We start from the raw sequence: 18,917 nt of genomic DNA on the forward strand, positions 1-18,917 counted from the left end.
TCGCCCACTCACGGAATTTTCACATCTGCGCACGGCTCGCTCAGGACTCCCACTGGCGCATGCGCACGCGGCAATGCTTCATGGCGTTGACAATGTGTTTTTCCACCAGGCTGCGGGAAATACCCAAGCGCTCGGCGATCTGCTGGTGCGACAGGCCATCGAGCTTGCGCAGCAGGAAACTGTCGCGGCAAGGCCCGCTCAGTTCGCCCAAGGCCTGCTGCATCATCGACAGACGCTGGTCGAGTTGCATGCTCTGCGTCAGCGCAGGGGTATGCCAGCGCTCATCGCTGTCAAGTACCTCCAGCGGCTCGGCTTGACGCACCAGATGTCGACGATGATGATCGACCACGAGGTTCATGGCCGTGCGATACAGGAAGGCGCGTGGGTGCTCGATCTGCTCGCCCTCCGTGCGCTCCAGCACCCGGATATAGGCATCGTGGGCGACGTCTTCGGCCGTCTGGCGATTACCGAGTCGGGCGGACAGGAAGCTCACCAATTCGCGATAGTAATGTTCCACGACGGCACCTGGCGTCACCCTGCTCGAACGTTGGTAGTCAGGGGCAGAGTTCTGGATGATATCAGCGTGCGATCTTACAAATTATAATTATTCGCAGCAACACGCAGACCACCCCGCGCTGCGCTAAATCGTCATCGATATCATTCGTTTAACTGGGACCCCCGAGCGCATGCCCCGTCGCGGCACTCGGCCACTACCTCCGGCTGGAAGCCCGCATGACACGCACATCCAATACTCGTCGCCGTCTGCTGATCGGCGCCCTGGGCCTGGCCGGCCTCGGCAGCCTGGTGGCCTGGCAGGTACTGCCGCTCGGCGGCGCACCGGTCAGCACCGTGCCGGTGACCCGCGCCGATATCGAGAGCAGCGTCACCGCCCTGGGCACCCTGCAACCACGTCGCTATGTCGATGTCGGCGCCCAGGCCTCGGGGCAGATCCGCAAGCTGCATGTGGAGGCCGGCGACGAGGTGCGTCAGGGCCAGTTGCTGGTTGAAATCGATCCGTCAACGCAACAAGCCAAGCTCGATGCCGGACGCTTCTCGATCGAGAACCTCAAGGCCCAGCTCGCCGAACAACGAGCGCAGTATCTGCTCGCCCAGCAGCAGTACAAGCGCCAGCAGGATCTGGCCGCCACCGGCGCCAGCCGCCAGGAAGACCTGCAGACGGCCGCGGCGCAGTTGAAGGTGACCCAGGCCCGCATTGACATGTACCTGGCGCAGATCCGCCAGGCCCAGGCCAGCCTGCGCAGCGACGAAGCGGAGCTGGGCTACACGCGGATCTACGCGCCCATGAGCGGCACCGTGGTGGCGGTGGACGCCCGCGAGGGCCAGACCCTCAACGCCCAGCAGCAGACCCCGCTGATCCTGCGCATCGCCAAGCTGTCGCCGATGACCGTATGGGCCCAGGTGTCCGAAGCCGACATCGGCAAGGTCAAGCCGGGCATGACCGCCTACTTCAACACCCTGGCCGGCGGCAAGCGGCGCTGGACCAGCACCGTCCGCCAGATCCTGCCGGTGCCACCCAAGCCGCTGGACCAATCCAGCCAGGGCGGGGGCAGCCCGGCCAGCGCCACGGCCGGCACCACGGGCACCAAGGTGGTCCAGTACACCGTGCTGCTGGACGTGGACAACCCCGACGGCGCCCTGATGGCGGAGATGACCACCCAGGTGTTCTTCGTCGCCGGCCAGGCCAGCCAGGTGCTCAGCGCGCCCCTGGCCGCGCTCGATGACACCCCCGGCGACGGCGTGCGCCTGGCCCAGGTGCTGAACAACAAGGGCCAGATCGAGGCGCGTCAGGTACGCACCGGCTTGAGTGACCGCCTGCGGGTGCAGATCCTCGACGGCCTGAACGAAGGCGAGCGCCTGGTCATCGGCCTACCCGCCGCCAGTGGGGGTTGAGATGTCCACGCCCCTGATCGAGCTGTGCGACATCCGCAAGGTCTACGGCGGTGTCGATTCGCCCAGGGTCGAGGTGCTGCGCGGCATCAGCCTGAGCATCCACCCCGGCGAGTTCGTCGCCATCGTCGGCGCCTCGGGTTCCGGCAAGTCGACCCTGATGAACATCCTCGGCTGCCTCGACCGCCCCACCTCGGGCAGCTATCGTTTCGCAGGCCGGGACGTGGCCGAACTGGACAGCGACGAGCTGGCCTGGCTGCGCCGCGAAGCTTTCGGTTTCGTGTTCCAGGGCTACCACCTGATCCCCTCGGGTTCGGCCCAGGAGAACGTCGAGATGCCGGCCATCTACGCCGGCACCCCGCCCGCCGAACGCCATGCGCGCGCCCACGCCCTGCTCGAACGCCTGGGCCTGGCCAGCCGCACCGGCAACCGTCCGCACCAGTTGTCCGGCGGCCAGCAGCAGCGGGTGTCGATCGCCCGTGCGCTGATGAACGGCGGGCACATCATCCTCGCCGACGAGCCCACCGGCGCACTCGACAGCCAGAGCGGCGCCGAGGTGATGACCCTGCTCGACGAACTGGCCAGCCAGGGCCATGTGATCATCCTCATCACCCATGATCGTGAAGTCGCGGCCCGCGCCCAGCGGATCATCGAGGTGCGCGACGGCGAGGTGGTCAGCGATTCGGCCACCCCGTCCTCGGTCGATGCACCACCCCGACAGGTGCAGGCCGACGACCTGCGCCAGCGCCTGGACTTCGGCGCCACCCAGCGCGGCGCCTGGAAGGGCGAGCTGGTCGAGTCCCTGCAGGCCGCCTGGCGGGTAATGTGGATCAACCGCTTCCGCACCGCTCTTACCCTGCTTGGCATCATCATCGGGGTGGCCTCGGTGGTGGTGATGCTGGCGGTCGGCGAAGGCAGCAAGCGCCAGGTCATGGCGCAGATGGCCGCCTTCGGCTCGAACATCCTCTACCTCAATGGCAAGCATTCCTCCGAGGAACTGATGGGCATCGTCACCCTCGACGATGTCGACGCCATCGGCGAACTGCCGCAGGTCAAGCGCGTCATGCCGGTCATCGGCGACAAGCTCATGGTGCGCCACGGCAACAAGGGCGAGCAGTTCTATGTCGGCGGCAACAACACCGGGTTCCCCGAGATCTTCAACTGGCCGGTGGTCGAGGGCAGCTTCTACAGCGAGGCCGACGAAGCCAACGCCGCCGCCGTGGCCGTGATCGGCCAGAAAGTGCGCGAGAAGATGTTCGGCGTGGGGAGCAACCCGCTCGGCCAGTACCTGCTGATCGGCAATGTGCCGTTCCAGGTGATCGGCGTACTCCAGGGCAAGGGTGCCAGCTCCGGCAGCGAAGACAGCGACGAGCGCGTGGTGGTGCCCTACTCTGCCGCCTCCATCCGCCTGTTCGGCAGCCGCGATCCGGAGTACGTCACCATCGCCGCCCAGGATTCCAGCCGCGTGAAGGAAACCGAGCAGGCGATCGAACGCCTCATGTTGCAGCGCCACCAGGGCAAGTACGACTTCGTCCTGACCAACGACGCCGCGCTGATCCAGGCCGAGGCCCGCACCCAGAACAGCCTGTCGCTGATGCTTGGGGCGATCGCCGCGATCTCGCTGCTGGTCGGCGGCATCGGCGTGATGAACATCATGCTCATGACCGTGCGCGAACGCACCCGCGAGATCGGCATCCGCATGGCCACCGGCGCACGCCAGCGCGACATCCTGCGTCAGTTCCTCACCGAGGCGGTGATGCTGTCGATGGTCGGCGGCGTGACCGGCATTGTCCTGGCCCTGGCCATCGGCGCCAGCCTGCTGCTGGCCGACATCGCCGTGGCCTTCGCCCTGCCCGCCATCCTCGGCGCCTTCGCCTGCGCCGTGATCACCGGCGTGGTGTTCGGTTTCATGCCGGCCCGCAAGGCCGCCCGCCTCGACCCGGTCAAGGCCCTTACCAGCGAATAGTTCATGACCATCACCAGCCGCATCAGCCTGTTGACCCTGAGCCTTTGCCTGGCCGCCTGCAGCAGCCCGCCCCCCCCGGCGGCGAACATCGACACGCCAGCCGCCTGGCAGGGGCCGACCACGGCCCAGCCCCTGCCCGACAGCCAGTGGTGGCGCGCCTTTGCCAGCGCCGAGCTGGACCGTCTGGTCGAACGCGCCCGCCTGAACAGCCACGACCTGGCGGCGGCCGCCGCGCGGGTACGCAAGGCCCAGGCCAGCGCGGTGATCGCCGGCGCACCGCTGCTGCCCGAGGTGCAACTGGGCCTGAACGGCAGCCGCCAGCGCCTGTTGCGCGGCGAAGGCAACAGCCAGCTTGACGCCAGCAGCAACGAACGCACAAGCACCTCGTTCGGCACTCGCCTGAGCGCCAGCTACGAGATCGACTTCTGGGGCGGCCTGCGCGCCACCCGCGACAGCGCCCTGCGCAGCCTCGACGCCAGCCGCTTCGACCGCCAGACCGTGGAGCTGACCCTGGTCAGCGCCGTGGCCGACAGCTACCTGCAGGGCCTGGCCTTCGACGAGCAACTGCGCATCGCCCGCCTCAACCTGGACAACGCCCGTGATGTGCTGGGCCTGGTCGAAGCCCGCGAACGCTCGGGCTCGGCCACCCGCCTGGAGCTGGCCCAGCAGCGCAGCCTGGTGGCCGCCCAGGAGCGCCAGCTGCCGCTGCTCGAACAGCGTCGCCAGGACAACCGCATCGTCCTCGCCACCTTGCTGGGCGACCCAGTGCAGGCACTGCCTGTCCCTCGCGAAACCATCGGCAACGTTCAGTGGCCCGGCATCGGCAGCGGCGTGCCCAGTGAGCTGCTCGGCCGCCGTCCGGACATCGCCGCCGCTGAGGCGCGCCTGGCGGCGGCCAGCGCCAACGTCCAGGTGGCGCGGGCGGCGATGCTGCCGCGCCTGATACTGGGGGCGGACCTGGGCAGTGGCGCCCGGACCTTGCCCAATCTCTTCGACAGCCCGTACTACACCCTGACCGCCGGTCTCACCGCGCCGATCTTCAACAATGGCCGCCTGAGCGCCGCGCGCGACCAGGCCAGCGCCGAGCAACAGGAGTTGCTGGAGCTGTATCGCGCCAGCATTCTCGCGGGCTTTGCGGATGTCGAGAAAGCCCTGAACGCCATTGCCGGCGTGGAGCGTCAACGTCGCTGGCAGGACCAGGAAGTGGAACAGGCGCGCATCGCCTTCGACCTGGCCCAGCAACGCTATGCCGCCGGCGCCGAGACCTTGCTCACGGTGCTGGAGACCCAGCGCACGCTGTACCTGGCCCAGGACCAGCAGGCGCAGTTGCGCCTGGAGCAGTTGCGCGGCAGCGTGGCGCTCTACAAGGCTCTGGGTGGAGGCTGGCAGGCGCCACAGAAACTGTAGGAGCGGGCGTGTCCCGCGAAGGGGCTGCGCAGCAGCCCCAGGGGTCTCAAGCGAGACTCTTGCTCACCACCTCATACACATCGCTGGACAGCGCCCCGGAAGCGAGGATCCGCTCCAGCTCGCCCTTCATCAGCGCCTGGCGCTGATCGTCATACTTGCGCCAGCGGGTCAGCGGTGCGAGCAGACGCGAAGCGATCTGCGGGTTCAGCGCATTGAGCTCGATCACCAGGCCCGCCAGGAAGCGGTACCCCGAACCATCGACAGCGTGGAAGTTGACCAGGTTCTGCCCGGCGAAGGCGCCGACCAGCGCCCGCACCTTGTTGGGGTTCTTCAGGGTGAAGGCAGGGTGCTGCATCAGCGCCTTGACCCGCGCCAGCCCACCTGGCAGCGCACTGGCCGCCTGCACGCTGAACCACTGGTCCATGACCAGCGGGTTGTCCTTGAAGTGCTCGGCGAAGGCTTCCAGTGCCTTGGTCCGCTCGGCTTCGAACGGCGAATTGACCAGCACCGCCAGCGCGGTCAGGCGCTCGGTCATGTTGTCGCAGTGCTCAAACTGCTCCAGGGTCGCCTCGAGCACCGGCGCCTTGGCGGTCAGCATCAGGTACGACAGGGCAATGTTCTGCAGGCTGCGCCGGGCGAAATGCTCGGCCGAGGCCACATAGGCGGTGTTGCGCGAGACCTCGCGGTTGGCCTGGTAGCGCGCCCACAGGGCGTCGAACAGCTGCTCGGCGATCTGCTGGCGGGCGAACTCGCGGGCGGCGTGGATCGCATCGACATCGGCCACCTGGCTGATCTCGGTGAGGTACGCCTCGCCCGGCAGCGAAAGCATCTCGGCGACCATGGCCGGGTCCAGCGCTTCGTTGCCCAGCACGGTGCCCAGGGCGGTGATCAGACGCTGGTCGAGCTTGAGCGCTTCACCACGCTGGTGCTGGCCGATCAGTTCCTGCAGTACCTGCACCGACAACTGCTGCCCCGCTTCCCAGCGGTTGAAGCCGTCGCTGTCATGCTGCATGAGGAACATCAGCTGGTCGCGGTCGTACGGGAAGCTCAGCTTGACCGGCGCGCTGAAGCCGCGCAGCAGCGACGGCAGCGGCTTGGCCGTGATCCCCTCGAAGGTGAAGGTCTGCTCGGCCTCGGTCACCGACAGCACGCGGCTGCTGCCGACGGCCTGCGCCTCGCCCACCAGGCGCAGCGGCAGGTCGTTGCCTTCGGCGTCCAGCAGGCCCAGGGCCACCGGGATCACGAACGGCAGCTTCTCGACCTTGTCCGGGGTCTGCGGGCAGCTCTGGCGGAAGGTCAGGCTGTAGGTCTGCGCGGCGGCGTCATAGGCCTCGCTGACTTCCAGGCGCGGCGTGCCGGCCTGGCTGTACCAGCGCTTGAACTGGGTCAGGTCGACGCCGTTGGCGTCTTCCATGGCCTTGATGAAGTCGTCGGTGGTCACCGCCTGGCCGTCATGACGCTCGAAGTACAGGTCGCTGCCCTTGCGGAAGCCCTCGGCGCCCAGCAGGGTGTGGACCATGCCCACGACCTCGGCGCCCTTCTCGTACACGGTCAGGGTGTAGAAGTTGGAGATCTCGATGAAGCTCGCCGGGCGCACCGGGTGGGCCATGGGGCCGGCGTCCTCGGCGAACTGGTGGGTGCGCAGGTAGGCGACATCCTCGATGCGCTTGACCGTGCGCGAGTTCATGTCGGCGCTGAACTCGGCATCGCGGTACACCGTGAAACCTTCCTTGAGCGACAGCTGGAACCAGTCACGGCAGGTCACACGGTTGCCCGACCAGTTGTGGAAGTACTCGTGGGCGACCACGCCCTCGACCCGCTGGTGGGCGGCGTCGGTGGCGGTCTCGGCGCGGGCCAGTACGCAGCTGGAGTTGAAGATGTTCAGGCCCTTGTTTTCCATGGCACCCATGTTGAAGTCGTTGACCGCGACAATCATGAAGATGTCCAGGTCGTACTCGCGACCGTAGACCTCTTCGTCCCAGCGCATCGACTTCTTCAGGCTGACCATGGCGTGGTCGCACTTGTCGAGGTTTTCCGGCTCGACATAGATGCGCAGCGCCACATCACGGCCAGACTGACGGGTAAACGTGTCCTCGACGCACCATAAGTCACCCGCCACCAGCGCGAACAGGTAGGCCGGCTTCTTGAACGGGTCTTCCCAGGTCGCCCAGTGGCGGCCGTCATCACCCGGACCGCTGCCGACCGGGTTGCCGTTGGACAACAGCACCGGATAGCGATGCTGCTCGGCGATCACCGTGGTGGTGAAGGTGCTCATCACGTCCGGGCGATCGAGGTAGTAGGTGATCTTGCGGAAGCCCTCGGCCTCGCACTGGGTGCAGAACATCTTGCCGGACTTGTACAGGCCTTCCAGCGCGGTGTTGCTCTCAGGGTGGATCTTCACGCTGGTGTCCAGAGTGAAGCGCTCACGCTTCGGCTGCACGGTGAGGCTGTCGTCGTCGAGCTGGTAGTCGTCGGTGCCCAGCGCCTGGTCGTCCAGCTGCACGCTCAGCAGTTCCAGGTGCTGGCCATCGAGCACCAGCGGCGGCAGGCCGGCGCCGCGCTCGGGGTTGCGGCGCATGACCAGCTGCGCATGGACCAGGCTGTGGTCCTCGAACAGTTCGAAGGTCAGGTGGGTCTCGTCGATCAGGTACTCGGGGGCCTGATAGTCCTTGAGGTAGATCACTTGCGGTTGTTCGGTACGCATGGTGACGATCCTTTTACTGGAGCACGGCCAGCTGGTAGGCCGTGTACTTGCGAATGTTGATCACGCCGGTGTCGAAGATCAGGTACTGGCCCTTGATGCCCAACAGTGTGCCTTCCACGACCGGGTCCTTGTCGAGGTTGAAGCTGACGATCTTTTTCGGGTAGGCCTCGACCGGGTAGCGCATCTGCACCACCTCGGCGTCGGGCAGCGGCTGGATGGCCTGCAACCCAAAGCGTTCCTGCAGGGCGCGGATGCCGTCGGCGCAGGCGTCGAAGATCTGTTCGCGGATGGCCGGCAGGTCGAGCACCTCGGCGTCACCCTTGAGCAGTGCGCGCCAGTTGGTGCGGTCCGGCACCTGGCTGCGCAGCACATCCTCGACCAGCCCGGATTGCTGGCGGGTGGCCACGCGCATGATCGGCAGCGCCTGGCTGGCGCCCTGGTCGAGCCAGCGGGTGGGCAGCTGGGTGGCACGGGTGATACCGACCTTGATGCCCGACGAGTTGGCCAGGTAGACCACGTGGTCGGTCATGCAGAACTGCTCGCCCCACGAAGGCTCCCGGCAGGTGCCGGCGTCGTAGTGGCATTTCTCCGGGGCCATGATGCACACATCGCACTGGGCCAGCTTGGTCATGCACGGGTAGCAGTACCCCTGGCTGAAGCTGGTCTTAGTGCGTTTGCCGCAATGGGTGCAGTGGATCGCGCCGAGGTATTCCAGGCGGATCGCCTGGCCGATCAGCGGGTTGACCGGCACCTCGGCGTCATCCAGGCGGAAACTGTATTGAACGACCGGTGCGTCCAGGCGCACCGCCATCTTGCTCAAAGAGCCACGAGCGAGTTCGATCAATGTACCGAGTCCGACTTGAACAGGATGTTGGCGATCGGCGCCGACTTCGAGGCGCACTCCTGCGGGCCCATGTAGCCAGTGCGCTGCTCTTCGGGGAGATTCTTCATCTCCCAGGCGATCACCGCCTGCAGCGACAGCTCCTTCTGTTCGGCGGTCAGCTTGCGGCCGTCGGACCATTTGCCGATCTCCACGGCCGTCTTCAGGCTCTCGTAGATCTCGGGGGTGATGTTTTCGATCATTTGCGCGAACGTGGACATGGTGTCTCCTCAGTCAGGCCGACAGTCTACGCCTGGCAAGCCATCCGCCCAAGAGGCCGGTCAGGCATCCGATGAGCAACCCGCCGACATGGGCGGCGTTGGCAATCTGGCCGAATCCCAGTTGGCCGACCACGCCGCTCAGGCAGACCACCAGCCAGATCAGCATCATCACCAGCACGCCCTTGGGCAGGTTGAACTGCGGATTGGGCGCCAGCCACTGGTACAGCCAGACATGCCCGAGCAAGCCGTAGAGCACCCCGGACAGGCCACCGAACAGGCTCGGGCCGCTGGTGAAATGCTGGGCCAGGTTGGATACCAGGCTGAACAGCAAGGTCAACCCCAGCAACATCCACGGGCCCTGGCGCAACTCGATGCGTTTGCCCAGCTCCCAGTACCACAGGCCGTTCATCGCCAGGTGCAGCACGCCGAAGTGCAGCAGCATCGGCGACACCAGGCGCCACCATTGGCCTTCGGCCAGGCCCTGGAGCAACGGCGTGAAGTACAGGTAGTCGCCCTGCACCTTGAACGACAGGAAGGTGAACCAGCCGATGGTCGACAGGTTGTCGCCCAGGCCGGTTACCCCGGCGACCACCAGGCTCAGGATCAGCACCGCGGCGGTGACCTTGCAGGCCAAGGCCTGCTCCTTCAGCGAAGGCGGCGCCGGGGCATTCGTCGGGCCGCCCTCCATAGGTTCGGGCATGGCTTGCAGATCGGCATTGCCGTCAGGGAAACGCCGGTACAGCTCGAGCACATCCCCGGCCATGGCCGGCGGCGCCCACAGCACCTGCTCCTCGCCCTCCTCCACCACCCGGTGCGGCACCTGCAGGCGCCGCAGCAAGGCAACGAAACCACTGAGATCGACCGCCAGCGGCAGGCGCAGCACTTCGATCACGTTCATTGGCTGGCCTGCGGACGGTCGACATCGACCCAGACGAACTTGTGCGGGTCGATGCGTGTCTCGTCGTCCAGGCGGTAGGCCGCCAGCTTGCCGTAGAGCACGGCGCTGTAGTCCAGGCACGCTAGGTTGGCGCGGATCGGTGCCGGGCGTCCGCTGCGCCAGTAGTGGCCGACGAACAGCAGCGGCTCGTCCTCGTCGTAGCGCAGCAGGGCATTCTTCTGGCTGTGGCTGAGGGGCGTGCGGGCCACCTCGTCGGGCAGTGCGTCGGGCTGGAAGACGATGTCGCCGTAGGTCTGCGGGTCTTCCTCCCAGAACTTGGTGCGGAAGAAGGCGCGGGTCAGGCCGTCGCCGCCGGTCAGCGTCAGGCCGTCCGGCAGGCGCATGTCGGTACCGCGCAGCAGGCGATTGCACACCGTGGCGGCGAAACTGCCGGACACCGCCGACGCCTGCACGAAGTGCTCGTCGATGCGGCCCGTGGGGTACTGCTGGCGCAGCGGCTCGATCAGCCGCGGGTCCCAGCAGGCGTGCACCAGGCGGAAACGTCCGGCGTCGACGAACAGCGGCAGCTCATAGAACCACTGGATGAAATCGTGCCAGTCGCCGGGGTGCTGGGCGAACTGGGTGAGGGTCTCGTCGATCAGCCGGGCATGGCGCGGGGTGTGCTCACGCACGAAGGCCTTGCCGCTGCCGGGCAGTGCCGGGGTGACCCAACCCAGGGCGTTGTACTCGTGGTTGCCCATGATGCAGAAGGCCTGGCCGGCCTCGACCATATCGTGGACGATGTGCAGCGCCTCGCGGATGCGCGGGCCGCGGTCGACGATGTCGCCGAGGAACAGCGCCTGGCGCCGTGGGTGGCGCCAGACCCCGCCGACCCGCTTGTAGCCGAGCGCGTCGAGCAGGCGTTCGAGGGTGAGCGCACAGCCGTGCACGTCACCGATGATGTCGAAACTGCGCGCCGGATCGAGCATCAGTCGTCCCTGCCGCCCAGGCGGCTGCCCCAGCCGAGCTTGGTGCGGCAGACCTCGTAGTAGTTGTGGTCCAGCGGATGGATCAGGCGCAGCTTCTGCGGCTTCTTGCTCACCGTGATGGTGTCGCCGGGGGCGCAGGTGAAGTGGTTCTGGCCGTCGCAGGAAACCTGTGGGTAGATCTGCAGGTCCTTGGACACGACGATCTTCAGCTCGCTGTTGCCGTCCACCACGATCGGTCGGCCCGACAGGGTATGCGGGTACATCGGCACGATGACGATGGCGTCGAGCTTGGGGTGCATGATCGGGCCGCCGGCCGACAGCGCGTAGGCGGTGGAGCCGGTCGGGGTGGCGACGATCAGGCCATCGGCCTTCTGGCTGCAGACGAACTGGCCGTCGATGTAGATCTCGAACTCGATCATCCGCGTCGACTTGCCTGGGTGCAGCACCACGTCGTTGAGCGCATCGCCCTGGCCGATGGCCTCGTGGTGACGGCGCACCTCGGCCTGCAGCAGGAAGCGGTTCTCCACCAGGTAGTGGCCGTCGAGTACCTCGGCGACCTTCTCTTCCAGCTCGTCGGGGCGGATGTCGGTGAGAAAGCCCAGGTTGCCGCGGTTGATGCCCAGCACCGGGATGTTGTGCCGGGCCAGGGCGCGGGCGGCGCCAAGCAGGCTGCCGTCGCCGCCGACCACGATGACCAGGTCGCAGACCTCGCCCAGCAGCTTGCGCGTGGAGGTCTGCAGGCCGTGGCCGGGCAGGACTTCGGCGATGGTGTCCTCGAGGATCACGTGCAGGTGGCGCTCGAGGAGGAATTTTTTCAGTCGGCGAATGGTGTCGAGCACCTGGGAGCTGCCAAGGCGTCCGATGATACCGATATTGCGAAATTGCTCCATGGTGCTCCTGCAAGGCTCTGCGGCGGGGTGACAATGCCGGGATTATGGGCGAAAGGACCGGCCAGCGGCAAACCGGCTATGCTCGCAGGATGATGCCCTTCGCCGACCTCGAGTCCCTGCCCCGCCAGCTGCGCCACCCTGCCGTGCGCGACCTGGCCTGGGCGCTGCTGTCGCCACCGCTGCTGGCCCAGGCCGGCTGCCCCCAGCGCCACCCGCTGCAGGGCAGCACCTGGGCCGATGATCCGCAGCGCCTGGACCACTGGCTCGCGGCGCTCGACCAGGCGCCTGCACCGCTGCTGAGCTGGCTGGCACGCCTGAACAGTCGGCGGCTGGGCCTGTACTACGAAAGCCTGTGGCAGTTCGCCCTGCAGCAGGCGCCGGGCATCGAGCTGCTGGCGGCCAACCTGGCGATCCGTGACGGCGGGCACACCCTGGGCGAACTCGACCTGTTGCTGCGCGACCGTGACGGCGATCATCACCTGGAGCTGGCCATCAAGCTCTACCTCGGCCCGCCTGCCGGCGATGGGCAGGACCCGGCGCACTGGCTCGGCCCCGGTTGCCACGACCGCCTCGGGACCAAGCTGGCGCACCTGGCCGGGCATCAACTGACGATTTCCGGCCAGCCCCATAGCCGTGCCGCGCTGGACGGGCTGGGAATCGCCGAGGTCGAGGCCCACCTGTGGCTCGGCGGCTATCTGTTCTACCCCTGGCCCGAGCATGCCGAGGCGCCTGTCGGTGCTCATCCGGCGCATTTGCGTGGGCGTTGGCTGCATCGGCGGGATTGGGCGGAATACCTTGAGCACTGCCCGCCCGGACGCTGGCAGCCACTGCCCCGGCATGGGTGGTTGGCGCCGGCGCGAGTGGAGACATCCTGGCCCACGAGCCAGTTCGACGCTTGGTTGACTGAGCTGGATGTGTTCGCCCCCGCACAATTGCTGGTACGGCTGGAACAGGATGGCGACGGCGCCTGGCAGGAGGCCGAGCGTGTGTTTCTGGTGGCGGACAGCTGGCCGTACTTGCCCGGACTTTGAGGTGGCCCTTTCGCGGGTAAACCCGCTCCCACAGGTATCGTGTCACCTTCAAATGTGGTGAAGATCCTGTGGGAGCGGGTTTACCCGCGAAGAGGCCGGAGCAGACAACACAATTTTCACCGACCTGGCGCAAGGATCGACTCCCGACTGCCATTACAGTTGTACCTGAGCGCCAGCAAGAGCGCCCTTTCCGACCTGATGACGAGGACCTACCATGGTTTCATCCACTCCCGCGGCACATTACGCGCGGCTATCGATCGCCCTGCACTGGCTGATGCTGGTGCTGCTGGCCGCCGTCTACGCCTGCATCGAACTGCGCGGCCTGTTCCCCAAGGGCAGCGCCGAACGCGACCTGATGAAAGACCTGCACTTCATGCTCGGGCTGACCGTGTTCGTGCTGGTCTGGCTGCGCCTGGCCCTGCGCCTGTCGCGCCCCACTCCGCCGATCGTGCCCAGGCCACCAGCCTGGCAGACGGGCCTGTCGCACCTGGTGCACCTGCTGCTGTACCTGATGATGATCGGCCTGCCGCTGGCCGGTTGGGCGATCCTAAGCGCCGCCGACAAGCCGATCCCGTTCTATGGCCTGGAACTGCCGGCGATCGTCGCCCCCGATCCGGACCTGAGCAAGTTCATCAAGGGCTGGCACGAGCGCATCGGCAGCTGGGGCTACTGGCTGATCGGCCTGCACGCGCTGGCCGGGCTCTATCACCACTATGTGCGGCGCGACAACACGCTGCTGCGCATGCTGCCCTACAAGTAACCGCGTCGTCCCTGCAGGCCTCCGGTGTGCAGGAACACCAGGCGGGTGCCGGGGGCGAAACGCCCGGCCTCGACCTGGTCGCGCAGGGCCAGCAGGGCCTTGCCGGTGTAGAGCGCCTCCAGCGGCATGCCGGTTTGCCGTTCGGTGTCGGCGATGAACGCCAGCAGCGCATCGTCGATACGGGCAAAGCCGCTGCGGCTGGCGTCGTGCAACTGATAGCCGTGCACACCGGACAGCGCCGCGACGGTCTCCGGCACGCCATGGCCAAGCGGCACGGCGAGAGCGCCATGGACGGCATGCCTGCCCGCCTCCTCCAGCACCATCCCTGCCAGGGTGGTGCCGGTTCCCGCTGCCAGCCACCAGGCGTCGTAGTCGGTCCAGCCGAGCGTTGCCAGTTGCGCCCGGCACTGCTCGATGATCAACCCGCAGCCCTGGGCACCGGCCAGGCCGCCACCGCCTTCGGGGATGCAGTGCCAGCCCGGATACCGGGCTTGCCAGGGCTGCCAGAAATCGGGCTCATGGCGGGCACGGTAGCCGCCGAAACCGAGCCAGTGAAGTTCCATGCCCAGGGCGCGCAGGTCCTGTACCGTCGGCGTTTCCTGGGGGTGGCCGCGCAACAGGCCGGCGGTGGCGAAACCGAAGCGTTTGCCGGCCGCCGCCAGGGCATGGAGATGGTTGGAATGGTTGCCGCCCAGGCTGATCAGGCCCGGGGCATCGGCCTTGCGGGCCTGGAGCAGATGATGACGCAGCTTGAACCATTTGTTGCCGCTGATCAGCGGGTCGATCAGGTCCAGGCGCAGGACCGCGGCTTCGATTCTCGCGTGGCGCAACCAAGGCAGGTCGAGACGTTGCAGGGGGGCTTGGGGGAGAGAAAAATCGGACATGAAGGCAGTTTATCTGATCGCGCAGATGCAGATGTGCTGCTCGTTGCCGTTGCCGTTGCCGTTGCCGTTGCCGTTGCCGTTGCCGTTGCCGTTGCCGTTGCCGTTGCCGTTGCCGATCAGGAGTCTAGCGCCATACCCAGCTAGCGACAGCTGCGCCAGCCCAGGCGCCGCTCGTACCTTCGCGACTTCAGGAGGCCGAACGCAGGCCTTGCGGAGGGAGGTGACGGGCATGGATGCCCGTCAAGCGCTGGGGCCCAGGATGGGCCCTGCAGCGCGGTCCTCCCGGGAGCAAGGCCGGAGTGAGGGGACCCGGAGCGTAGCGGAGGGCCGGATGAATGGAGCGCAGCGTTTTTTGGTTACTTTTGTCCGGCCGGCGCTCCGGGCGTTTGACAAAAAGTGACTCGCCGGGGGGCGAAAGGGTGACTGTGCGTCATTATAGCTAATGAATGCGCTTACACCTGTAAAAACCCACGCCGATCGCATTTGACTTTGACTTTGACTTTGCCTTTTAGAGTCATGTGTTTTGAAAGTTATATGCGCATTCATTTGCGATGGTGACGCATAGTCACCTTTCCGCCCTTACGGCGGGTCCCTTTTTGAAGGATCAAAAAGGAACCAAAAAATCCTCGCTCCATTCATCCGGCCCCTACGCTTCGCTCCGGGGTTCCCTCGCTCCGTTCTTGCTCCCGGGAGGACCGCGCTGAACGCCCCATCCTGGGGCGCAGCGCTTGACGGGCATCCATGCCCGTCACCTCCCTCCGCAAGAACTCCGCTCGGCCTCCTGAAGTCGCAATTGGCGTCGCCTGAACTATCGCGCGCTTAGAAACAAGATCAAGATCAAGATCAAGATCAAGATCAAGATCAAGATCAAGATCAAGATCAAGATCAAGATCAAGATCAAGATCAACAGACATGGAGTAAGTGTGGAGTGCTGGCAATATTTATTTAGTTACAGCCACTCGTTGGAAAGCCAACTTCCAAAGAAAAGGTGTATCACCACCTCAACCGAGGAAGTTGACTCACCAACGATTCAAACAATCACAGTTCCGCCGCCAACCTCGACCCTTGGTTAATCGCCCGCTTGGCATCAAGCTCAGCCGCCACATCAGCGCCCCCGATCAGGTGCACCGACTGCCCGGCCGCAACAAGGCCATCATGCAACTCGCGCAGCGGATCCTGCCCAGCGCAGATGACGATGTTGTCCACCGCCAACAACTGCGGCTCGCCCTCACCAACCCGTACATGCAGGCCGGCATCGTCCACGCTCAGGTACTCGACGCTGTTGAGCATCTGCACCTGCTTGTTCTTCAGCCCCGTGCGATGAATCCAGCCGGTGGTCTTGCCCAGGCCATCGCCGACCTTGGTTTTCTTGCGCTGCAGCAGGTACACCTGACGCGCCGGCGCATGAGGCTCGGCCTTGACCCCGGCCACACCACCACGGGCCTGCAAACGCGTATCGATGCCCCACTCCTTCCAGAACGCCTCACGGTCCTGGCTGGTGGCCACGCCCTTGTGCACCAGGTACTCGGACACATCGAAACCAATGCCACCGGCACCGATCACCGCCACCCGCTCGCCCACCGGCTTGCGCTCCAGCAGCACGTCCAGGTAGCTCAGCACCTTGGCGTTGTCGATACCGGGAATGGCCGGCGTGCGCGGGGCGATGCCGGTGGCCAGGATAATCTCGTCGAACTCGCCAGACACCAGCGCAGCCACATCGACACGGGTATTCAGGCGCAGGTCGACACCCGTGGACTTCACCTTGTTGCGGAAGTAACGCAAGGTCTCGTAGAACTCCTCCTTGCCCGGCACGCGCTTGGCCACGTTGAACTGCCCGCCGATCTCAGCGGCAGCATCGAACAACGTCACTTCATGGCCGCGCTCGGCGGCCACGGTGGCGGCCGCCAGGCCCGCAGGACCGGCGCCGACCACCGCAATGCGCTTGACCGCCCGCACCGGCAGGTAGTTGAGCTCGGTCTCATGACAGGCTCGCGGATTGACCAGGCAGCTGGTCAGCTTGCCGCCGAACGTGTGGTCCAGGCAGGCCTGGTTGCAGCCGATGCAAGTGTTGATCTCGTCGCCACGGCCTTCAGCGGCCTTGTTGACGAAGTCCGGGTCGGCCAGGAACGGCCGGGCCATCGAGACCATGTCGGCATCGCCCTCGGCCAGCACCGCCTCGGCCACCTCCGGGGTGTTGATGCGGTTGGTGGTGATCAGCGGGATCTTCACCGCGCCACGCAGCTTGGCGGTGACCTTGCTGAACGCCGCGCGCGGCACCTTGGTGGCGATGGTCGGGATGCGCGCTTCATGCCAGCCGATACCAGTGTTGATCAGCGTGGCGCCGGCCTGCTCGATGGCCTTGGCCAGCAGCTCGATCTCGTCCCAGGTACTGCCGCCCTCGACCAGGTCGAGCATCGACAGGCGGAAGATGATGATGAAGTTCGGCCCAACCGCCTCGCGCACCCGGCTCACGATTTCCACCGCCAGGCGCATGCGGTTCTCGTAGCTGCCGCCCCAGCGATCGGTGCGGTGGTTGGTGTGGGCGGCGAGGAACTGGTTGATGAAGTAACCTTCCGAACCCATGATCTCGACGCCGTCGTAGCCGGCACGCTGGGCCAGGCTTGCGCAGGTGACGAAGTCGCGGATCTGCTTCTCGATGCCCTCCTCGTCCAGTTCCTTGGGCTTGAACGGGTTGATCGGCGCCTGGATGGCGCTGGGCGCCACCTGTTTCGGGCTGTAGGCATAGCGTCCGGCATGCAGGATCTGCAGGCAGATCTTGCCACCGGCGGCATGCACCGCCTCGGTGACGATCCGGTGCTTGTCGGCCTCTTCCTCGGTGCTGAGCTTGGCCGCGCCGGAATACACGCCGCCTTCATCGTTGGGCGCGATGCCACCGGTGACCATCAGCCCGACGCCACCACGTGCGCGTTCGGCAAAGTACGCGGCCATGCGCTCGAAGCCGCCCGGGCGCTCCTCGAGGCCGGTGTGCATCGAGCCCATCAGGGTGCGGTTGCGCAGGGTGGTGAAGCCCAGGTCGAGGGGGGCCAGCAGGTGCGGGTAACGGTCGGTAGCCATGGATGGACTCCACAGGTGGCGTGATCACGGAATGCGGGCACCTCTACCAAGCCTCTACAGCAGCGTGGCGGGGCCCGTCGTTTGTCTGAGGTCGACATTAAACAGGCGTTTGAACACGCTCAATGATCGAAACTGACAACTTATTGATCCTGCTGCACAGCAGGACTACCCTAGGGCACTCCTTCTGCACAGCGCTGGACCGCTCCATGCGAAAACTGCTAGCCGGCGCCCTGGCGCTGGTCACCCTTGCCGCCCTCTGCGGCTACGGCTTCTGGACCCTGCAGCGCCCGGAGGGTCATTACCTGTCCGACCTGCGCATCGAACTGGCCCTCAACCAGGGCGTGCCGGGCGAGCACGGCAACCTGCTGGGAGTCGAGCCGCTGCTGTATCCGGGGGACTACCAGAACCTCACGCGCCTGCACCGCAAGCTCTCGGCCTACCTGGAGCAGGCCCGTGCCCAGGGCCTGGTCAACCCGCGCACCGTGGTGGTGTTGCCGGAGCATATCGGCACCTGGCTGTGGGCCCGGGGCGAGAAACGCGAGCTGTACCAGGTCACCCAGCGCAACGAGGCCTGGCAGTGGCTGGAGCTGAGCAACCCGCTGCGCTACGGCCTGGCGATGCTCGCCGCCAGCGGTGACGATCGCCGCTCGGACGCGCACCTGCGCATGAAGGCCGCGCAGATGGCCGCCGACTACCAGCAAGTGTTCGGCAACCTGGCCCGGGAGTTCGGCGTCACCTTGGTCGCCGGCTCCATCGTCCTGCCCGCACCCTATGTGGAGAACGGCGTGTTGCGCACCGGCAACGGCCCGCTGTACAACAGCAGCCTGGTGTTCGCCAGCGACGGTTCGGTGCTCGGGCAGCCCCAGCATCAGCAGTACCCCGACAGCGAAAGCCGGCGCTACATCCACGACGGCCAGCAGCATCCGCTGCAGGTGCTGCAAACCCCCGCCGGACGCTTGGGCGTACTGATCGGCAGCGACAGCTGGTACCCCGCCAACTACCGGCAACTGGCCGCGCAATCGGTGCAACTGGTCGCCAACCCGGTATTCCTCAGCGGCAAGCAGAGCTGGCTGGCGCCCTGGCGTGGCAACCGCCACCAGGCCGAGGCCGCCGACCTGCCGCTGCGCCGCGGCGCAGTGAGCGAACAGCGCGCCTGGCAGCAACTGCCCCTGGCCGCCAACGCCGCCACCCCGAGCATGAGCGTGTTCATGCGCGGTCAGTTCTGGGAGCTGGGCAGCGACGGACAGGGCTTCGCCAGCCAGGGTGGCACGCTGTGGGTCGGCAACGACAGCCACGGCGCGCGCCTGCTCAACCTGTGGCTGTGA

At 66.2% G+C, this 18,917-nt stretch carries 16 protein-coding genes; 6 read left to right on the forward strand and 10 right to left on the reverse strand.

Annotated elements, in window-relative coordinates; all coding sequences use genetic code 11:
• Positions 1-40: 40 nt before the first annotated feature.
• Positions 41-517 (reverse strand): sigma-70 family RNA polymerase sigma factor, encoded by a 477-nt coding sequence (locus tag VUG52_RS19200; RefSeq protein ID WP_050704789.1) that lies wholly within the window; start codon positions 515-517, stop codon positions 41-43.
• A 215-nt stretch (positions 518-732) separates the two neighbouring features.
• Here VUG52_RS19200 and VUG52_RS19205 point away from each other — a divergent pair, with 215 nt between their 5' ends.
• From VUG52_RS19205 to VUG52_RS19215, 3 genes are read left to right on the forward strand one after another with little or no spacing between them, the layout of a single operon-like run.
• Positions 733-1,911, forward strand: coding sequence for an efflux RND transporter periplasmic adaptor subunit (locus VUG52_RS19205; RefSeq protein WP_331831919.1), 1,179 nt, complete (start codon positions 733-735; stop codon positions 1,909-1,911).
• 1 nt (position 1,912) lies between these two features.
• The gene (locus tag VUG52_RS19210) at positions 1,913-3,874 is read left to right on the forward strand and encodes a MacB family efflux pump subunit (protein ID WP_331831920.1); all 1,962 of its coding nucleotides are present in this window, start codon (positions 1,913-1,915) and stop codon (positions 3,872-3,874) included.
• 3 nt (positions 3,875-3,877) lie between these two features.
• Positions 3,878-5,281, forward strand: a complete 1,404-nt coding sequence (locus tag VUG52_RS19215; protein ID WP_331831921.1) for an efflux transporter outer membrane subunit — start codon at positions 3,878-3,880, stop codon at positions 5,279-5,281.
• Positions 5,282-5,327: 46 nt separating this feature from the next.
• On the opposite strand, the gene pepN is transcribed toward VUG52_RS19215, so the two are convergent.
• The 6 genes from pepN to VUG52_RS19245 are packed head-to-tail and all read right to left on the reverse strand — an operon-like array spanning position 5,328 to position 11,842.
• A complete protein-coding gene (gene pepN, locus VUG52_RS19220; RefSeq protein WP_331831923.1) occupies positions 5,328-7,985 on the reverse strand; it encodes an aminopeptidase N in 2,658 nt (885 codons plus the stop codon).
• Between the two features lie 13 nt (positions 7,986-7,998).
• Entirely contained in the window at positions 7,999-8,829 is an 831-nt protein-coding gene (locus tag VUG52_RS19225; RefSeq protein WP_050704784.1) for a DUF2797 domain-containing protein, read from the reverse strand.
• Positions 8,826-9,086, reverse strand: a complete 261-nt coding sequence (locus tag VUG52_RS19230; RefSeq protein WP_011532970.1) for a YeaC family protein — start codon at positions 9,084-9,086, stop codon at positions 8,826-8,828. The genes VUG52_RS19225 and VUG52_RS19230 overlap by 4 nt, the downstream gene beginning before the upstream one ends.
• Before the next feature lie 13 nt (positions 9,087-9,099).
• Positions 9,100-9,984, reverse strand: coding sequence for a rhomboid family intramembrane serine protease (locus VUG52_RS19235; RefSeq protein ID WP_050704783.1), 885 nt, complete (start codon positions 9,982-9,984; stop codon positions 9,100-9,102).
• Positions 9,981-10,952 (reverse strand): metallophosphoesterase, encoded by a 972-nt coding sequence (locus VUG52_RS19240; protein ID WP_028692913.1) that lies wholly within the window; start codon positions 10,950-10,952, stop codon positions 9,981-9,983. The genes VUG52_RS19235 and VUG52_RS19240 overlap by 4 nt, the downstream gene beginning before the upstream one ends.
• Complete coding sequence (locus VUG52_RS19245; RefSeq protein WP_023632574.1) at positions 10,952-11,842, reverse strand: NAD(+) kinase; 891 nt, start codon at positions 11,840-11,842, stop codon at positions 10,952-10,954. The genes VUG52_RS19240 and VUG52_RS19245 overlap by 1 nt, the downstream gene beginning before the upstream one ends.
• A gap of 44 nt (positions 11,843-11,886) precedes the next feature.
• On the opposite strand from VUG52_RS19245, the gene VUG52_RS19250 reads away from it, so the two are divergent.
• Positions 11,887-12,873, forward strand: coding sequence for a DUF1853 family protein (locus VUG52_RS19250; RefSeq protein WP_050704782.1), 987 nt, complete (start codon positions 11,887-11,889; stop codon positions 12,871-12,873).
• Between the two features lie 214 nt (positions 12,874-13,087).
• Positions 13,088-13,633 (forward strand): cytochrome b, encoded by a 546-nt coding sequence (locus tag VUG52_RS19255; RefSeq protein ID WP_050704781.1) that lies wholly within the window; start codon positions 13,088-13,090, stop codon positions 13,631-13,633.
• Here the strand turns inward: VUG52_RS19255 and VUG52_RS19260 are convergent.
• The 3 genes from VUG52_RS19260 to VUG52_RS19270 all read right to left on the reverse strand — a co-directional run bounded on the left by VUG52_RS19260 (position 13,624) and on the right by VUG52_RS19270 (position 17,592).
• Positions 13,624-14,517: a 1-aminocyclopropane-1-carboxylate deaminase/D-cysteine desulfhydrase gene (locus VUG52_RS19260; RefSeq protein WP_050704780.1), complete on the reverse strand. Its 894-nt coding sequence runs from the start codon at positions 14,515-14,517 to the stop codon at positions 13,624-13,626. The two genes, VUG52_RS19255 and VUG52_RS19260, sit on opposite strands and share 10 nt — an antisense overlap.
• Before the next feature lie 9 nt (positions 14,518-14,526).
• Positions 14,527-14,748 carry a hypothetical protein gene (locus VUG52_RS19265; RefSeq protein ID WP_331831927.1) on the reverse strand — a complete coding sequence of 74 codons (222 nt, stop codon included), beginning with the start codon at positions 14,746-14,748 and terminating at the stop codon, positions 14,527-14,529.
• Between the two features lie 807 nt (positions 14,749-15,555).
• Positions 15,556-17,592, reverse strand: coding sequence for an NADPH-dependent 2,4-dienoyl-CoA reductase (locus VUG52_RS19270; protein ID WP_050704779.1), 2,037 nt, complete (start codon positions 17,590-17,592; stop codon positions 15,556-15,558).
• A 206-nt stretch (positions 17,593-17,798) separates the two neighbouring features.
• On the opposite strand from VUG52_RS19270, the gene VUG52_RS19275 reads away from it, so the two are divergent.
• Positions 17,799-18,917 (forward strand): nitrilase-related carbon-nitrogen hydrolase, encoded by a 1,119-nt coding sequence (locus VUG52_RS19275; RefSeq protein ID WP_050704778.1) that lies wholly within the window; start codon positions 17,799-17,801, stop codon positions 18,915-18,917.

The sequence above is a fragment of the Pseudomonas sp. LH21 genome, assembly GCF_036549575.1.
Lineage (GTDB): Bacteria > Pseudomonadota > Gammaproteobacteria > Pseudomonadales > Pseudomonadaceae > Aquipseudomonas > Aquipseudomonas peradeniyensis.

Excerpts from the sequence above, each read along its gene's own strand:
- VUG52_RS19250 (WP_050704782.1), top strand. The coding sequence starts at position 11,887 with ATGGGCGAAAGGACCGGCCAGCGGCAAACCGGCTATGCTCGCAGGATG.
- VUG52_RS19210 (WP_331831920.1), top strand. The coding sequence starts at position 1,913 with ATGTCCACGCCCCTGATCGAGCTGTGCGACATCCGCAAGGTCTACGGC.
- VUG52_RS19215 (WP_331831921.1), top strand. The coding sequence starts at position 3,878 with ATGACCATCACCAGCCGCATCAGCCTGTTGACCCTGAGCCTTTGCCTG.
- VUG52_RS19235 (WP_050704783.1), bottom strand. The coding sequence starts at position 9,984 with ATGAACGTGATCGAAGTGCTGCGCCTGCCGCTGGCGGTCGATCTCAGT.
- VUG52_RS19275 (WP_050704778.1), top strand. The coding sequence starts at position 17,799 with ATGCGAAAACTGCTAGCCGGCGCCCTGGCGCTGGTCACCCTTGCCGCC.
- VUG52_RS19255 (WP_050704781.1), top strand. The coding sequence starts at position 13,088 with ATGGTTTCATCCACTCCCGCGGCACATTACGCGCGGCTATCGATCGCC.
- VUG52_RS19230 (WP_011532970.1), bottom strand. The coding sequence starts at position 9,086 with ATGTCCACGTTCGCGCAAATGATCGAAAACATCACCCCCGAGATCTAC.
- VUG52_RS19265 (WP_331831927.1), bottom strand. The coding sequence starts at position 14,748 with ATGCCCGTCACCTCCCTCCGCAAGGCCTGCGTTCGGCCTCCTGAAGTC.
- VUG52_RS19240 (WP_028692913.1), bottom strand. The coding sequence starts at position 10,952 with ATGCTCGATCCGGCGCGCAGTTTCGACATCATCGGTGACGTGCACGGC.
- VUG52_RS19260 (WP_050704780.1), bottom strand. The coding sequence starts at position 14,517 with ATGTCCGATTTTTCTCTCCCCCAAGCCCCCCTGCAACGTCTCGACCTG.
- pepN (WP_331831923.1), bottom strand. The coding sequence starts at position 7,985 with ATGCGTACCGAACAACCGCAAGTGATCTACCTCAAGGACTATCAGGCC.
- VUG52_RS19245 (WP_023632574.1), bottom strand. The coding sequence starts at position 11,842 with ATGGAGCAATTTCGCAATATCGGTATCATCGGACGCCTTGGCAGCTCC.
- VUG52_RS19270 (WP_050704779.1), bottom strand. The coding sequence starts at position 17,592 with ATGGCTACCGACCGTTACCCGCACCTGCTGGCCCCCCTCGACCTGGGC.
- VUG52_RS19205 (WP_331831919.1), top strand. The coding sequence starts at position 733 with ATGACACGCACATCCAATACTCGTCGCCGTCTGCTGATCGGCGCCCTG.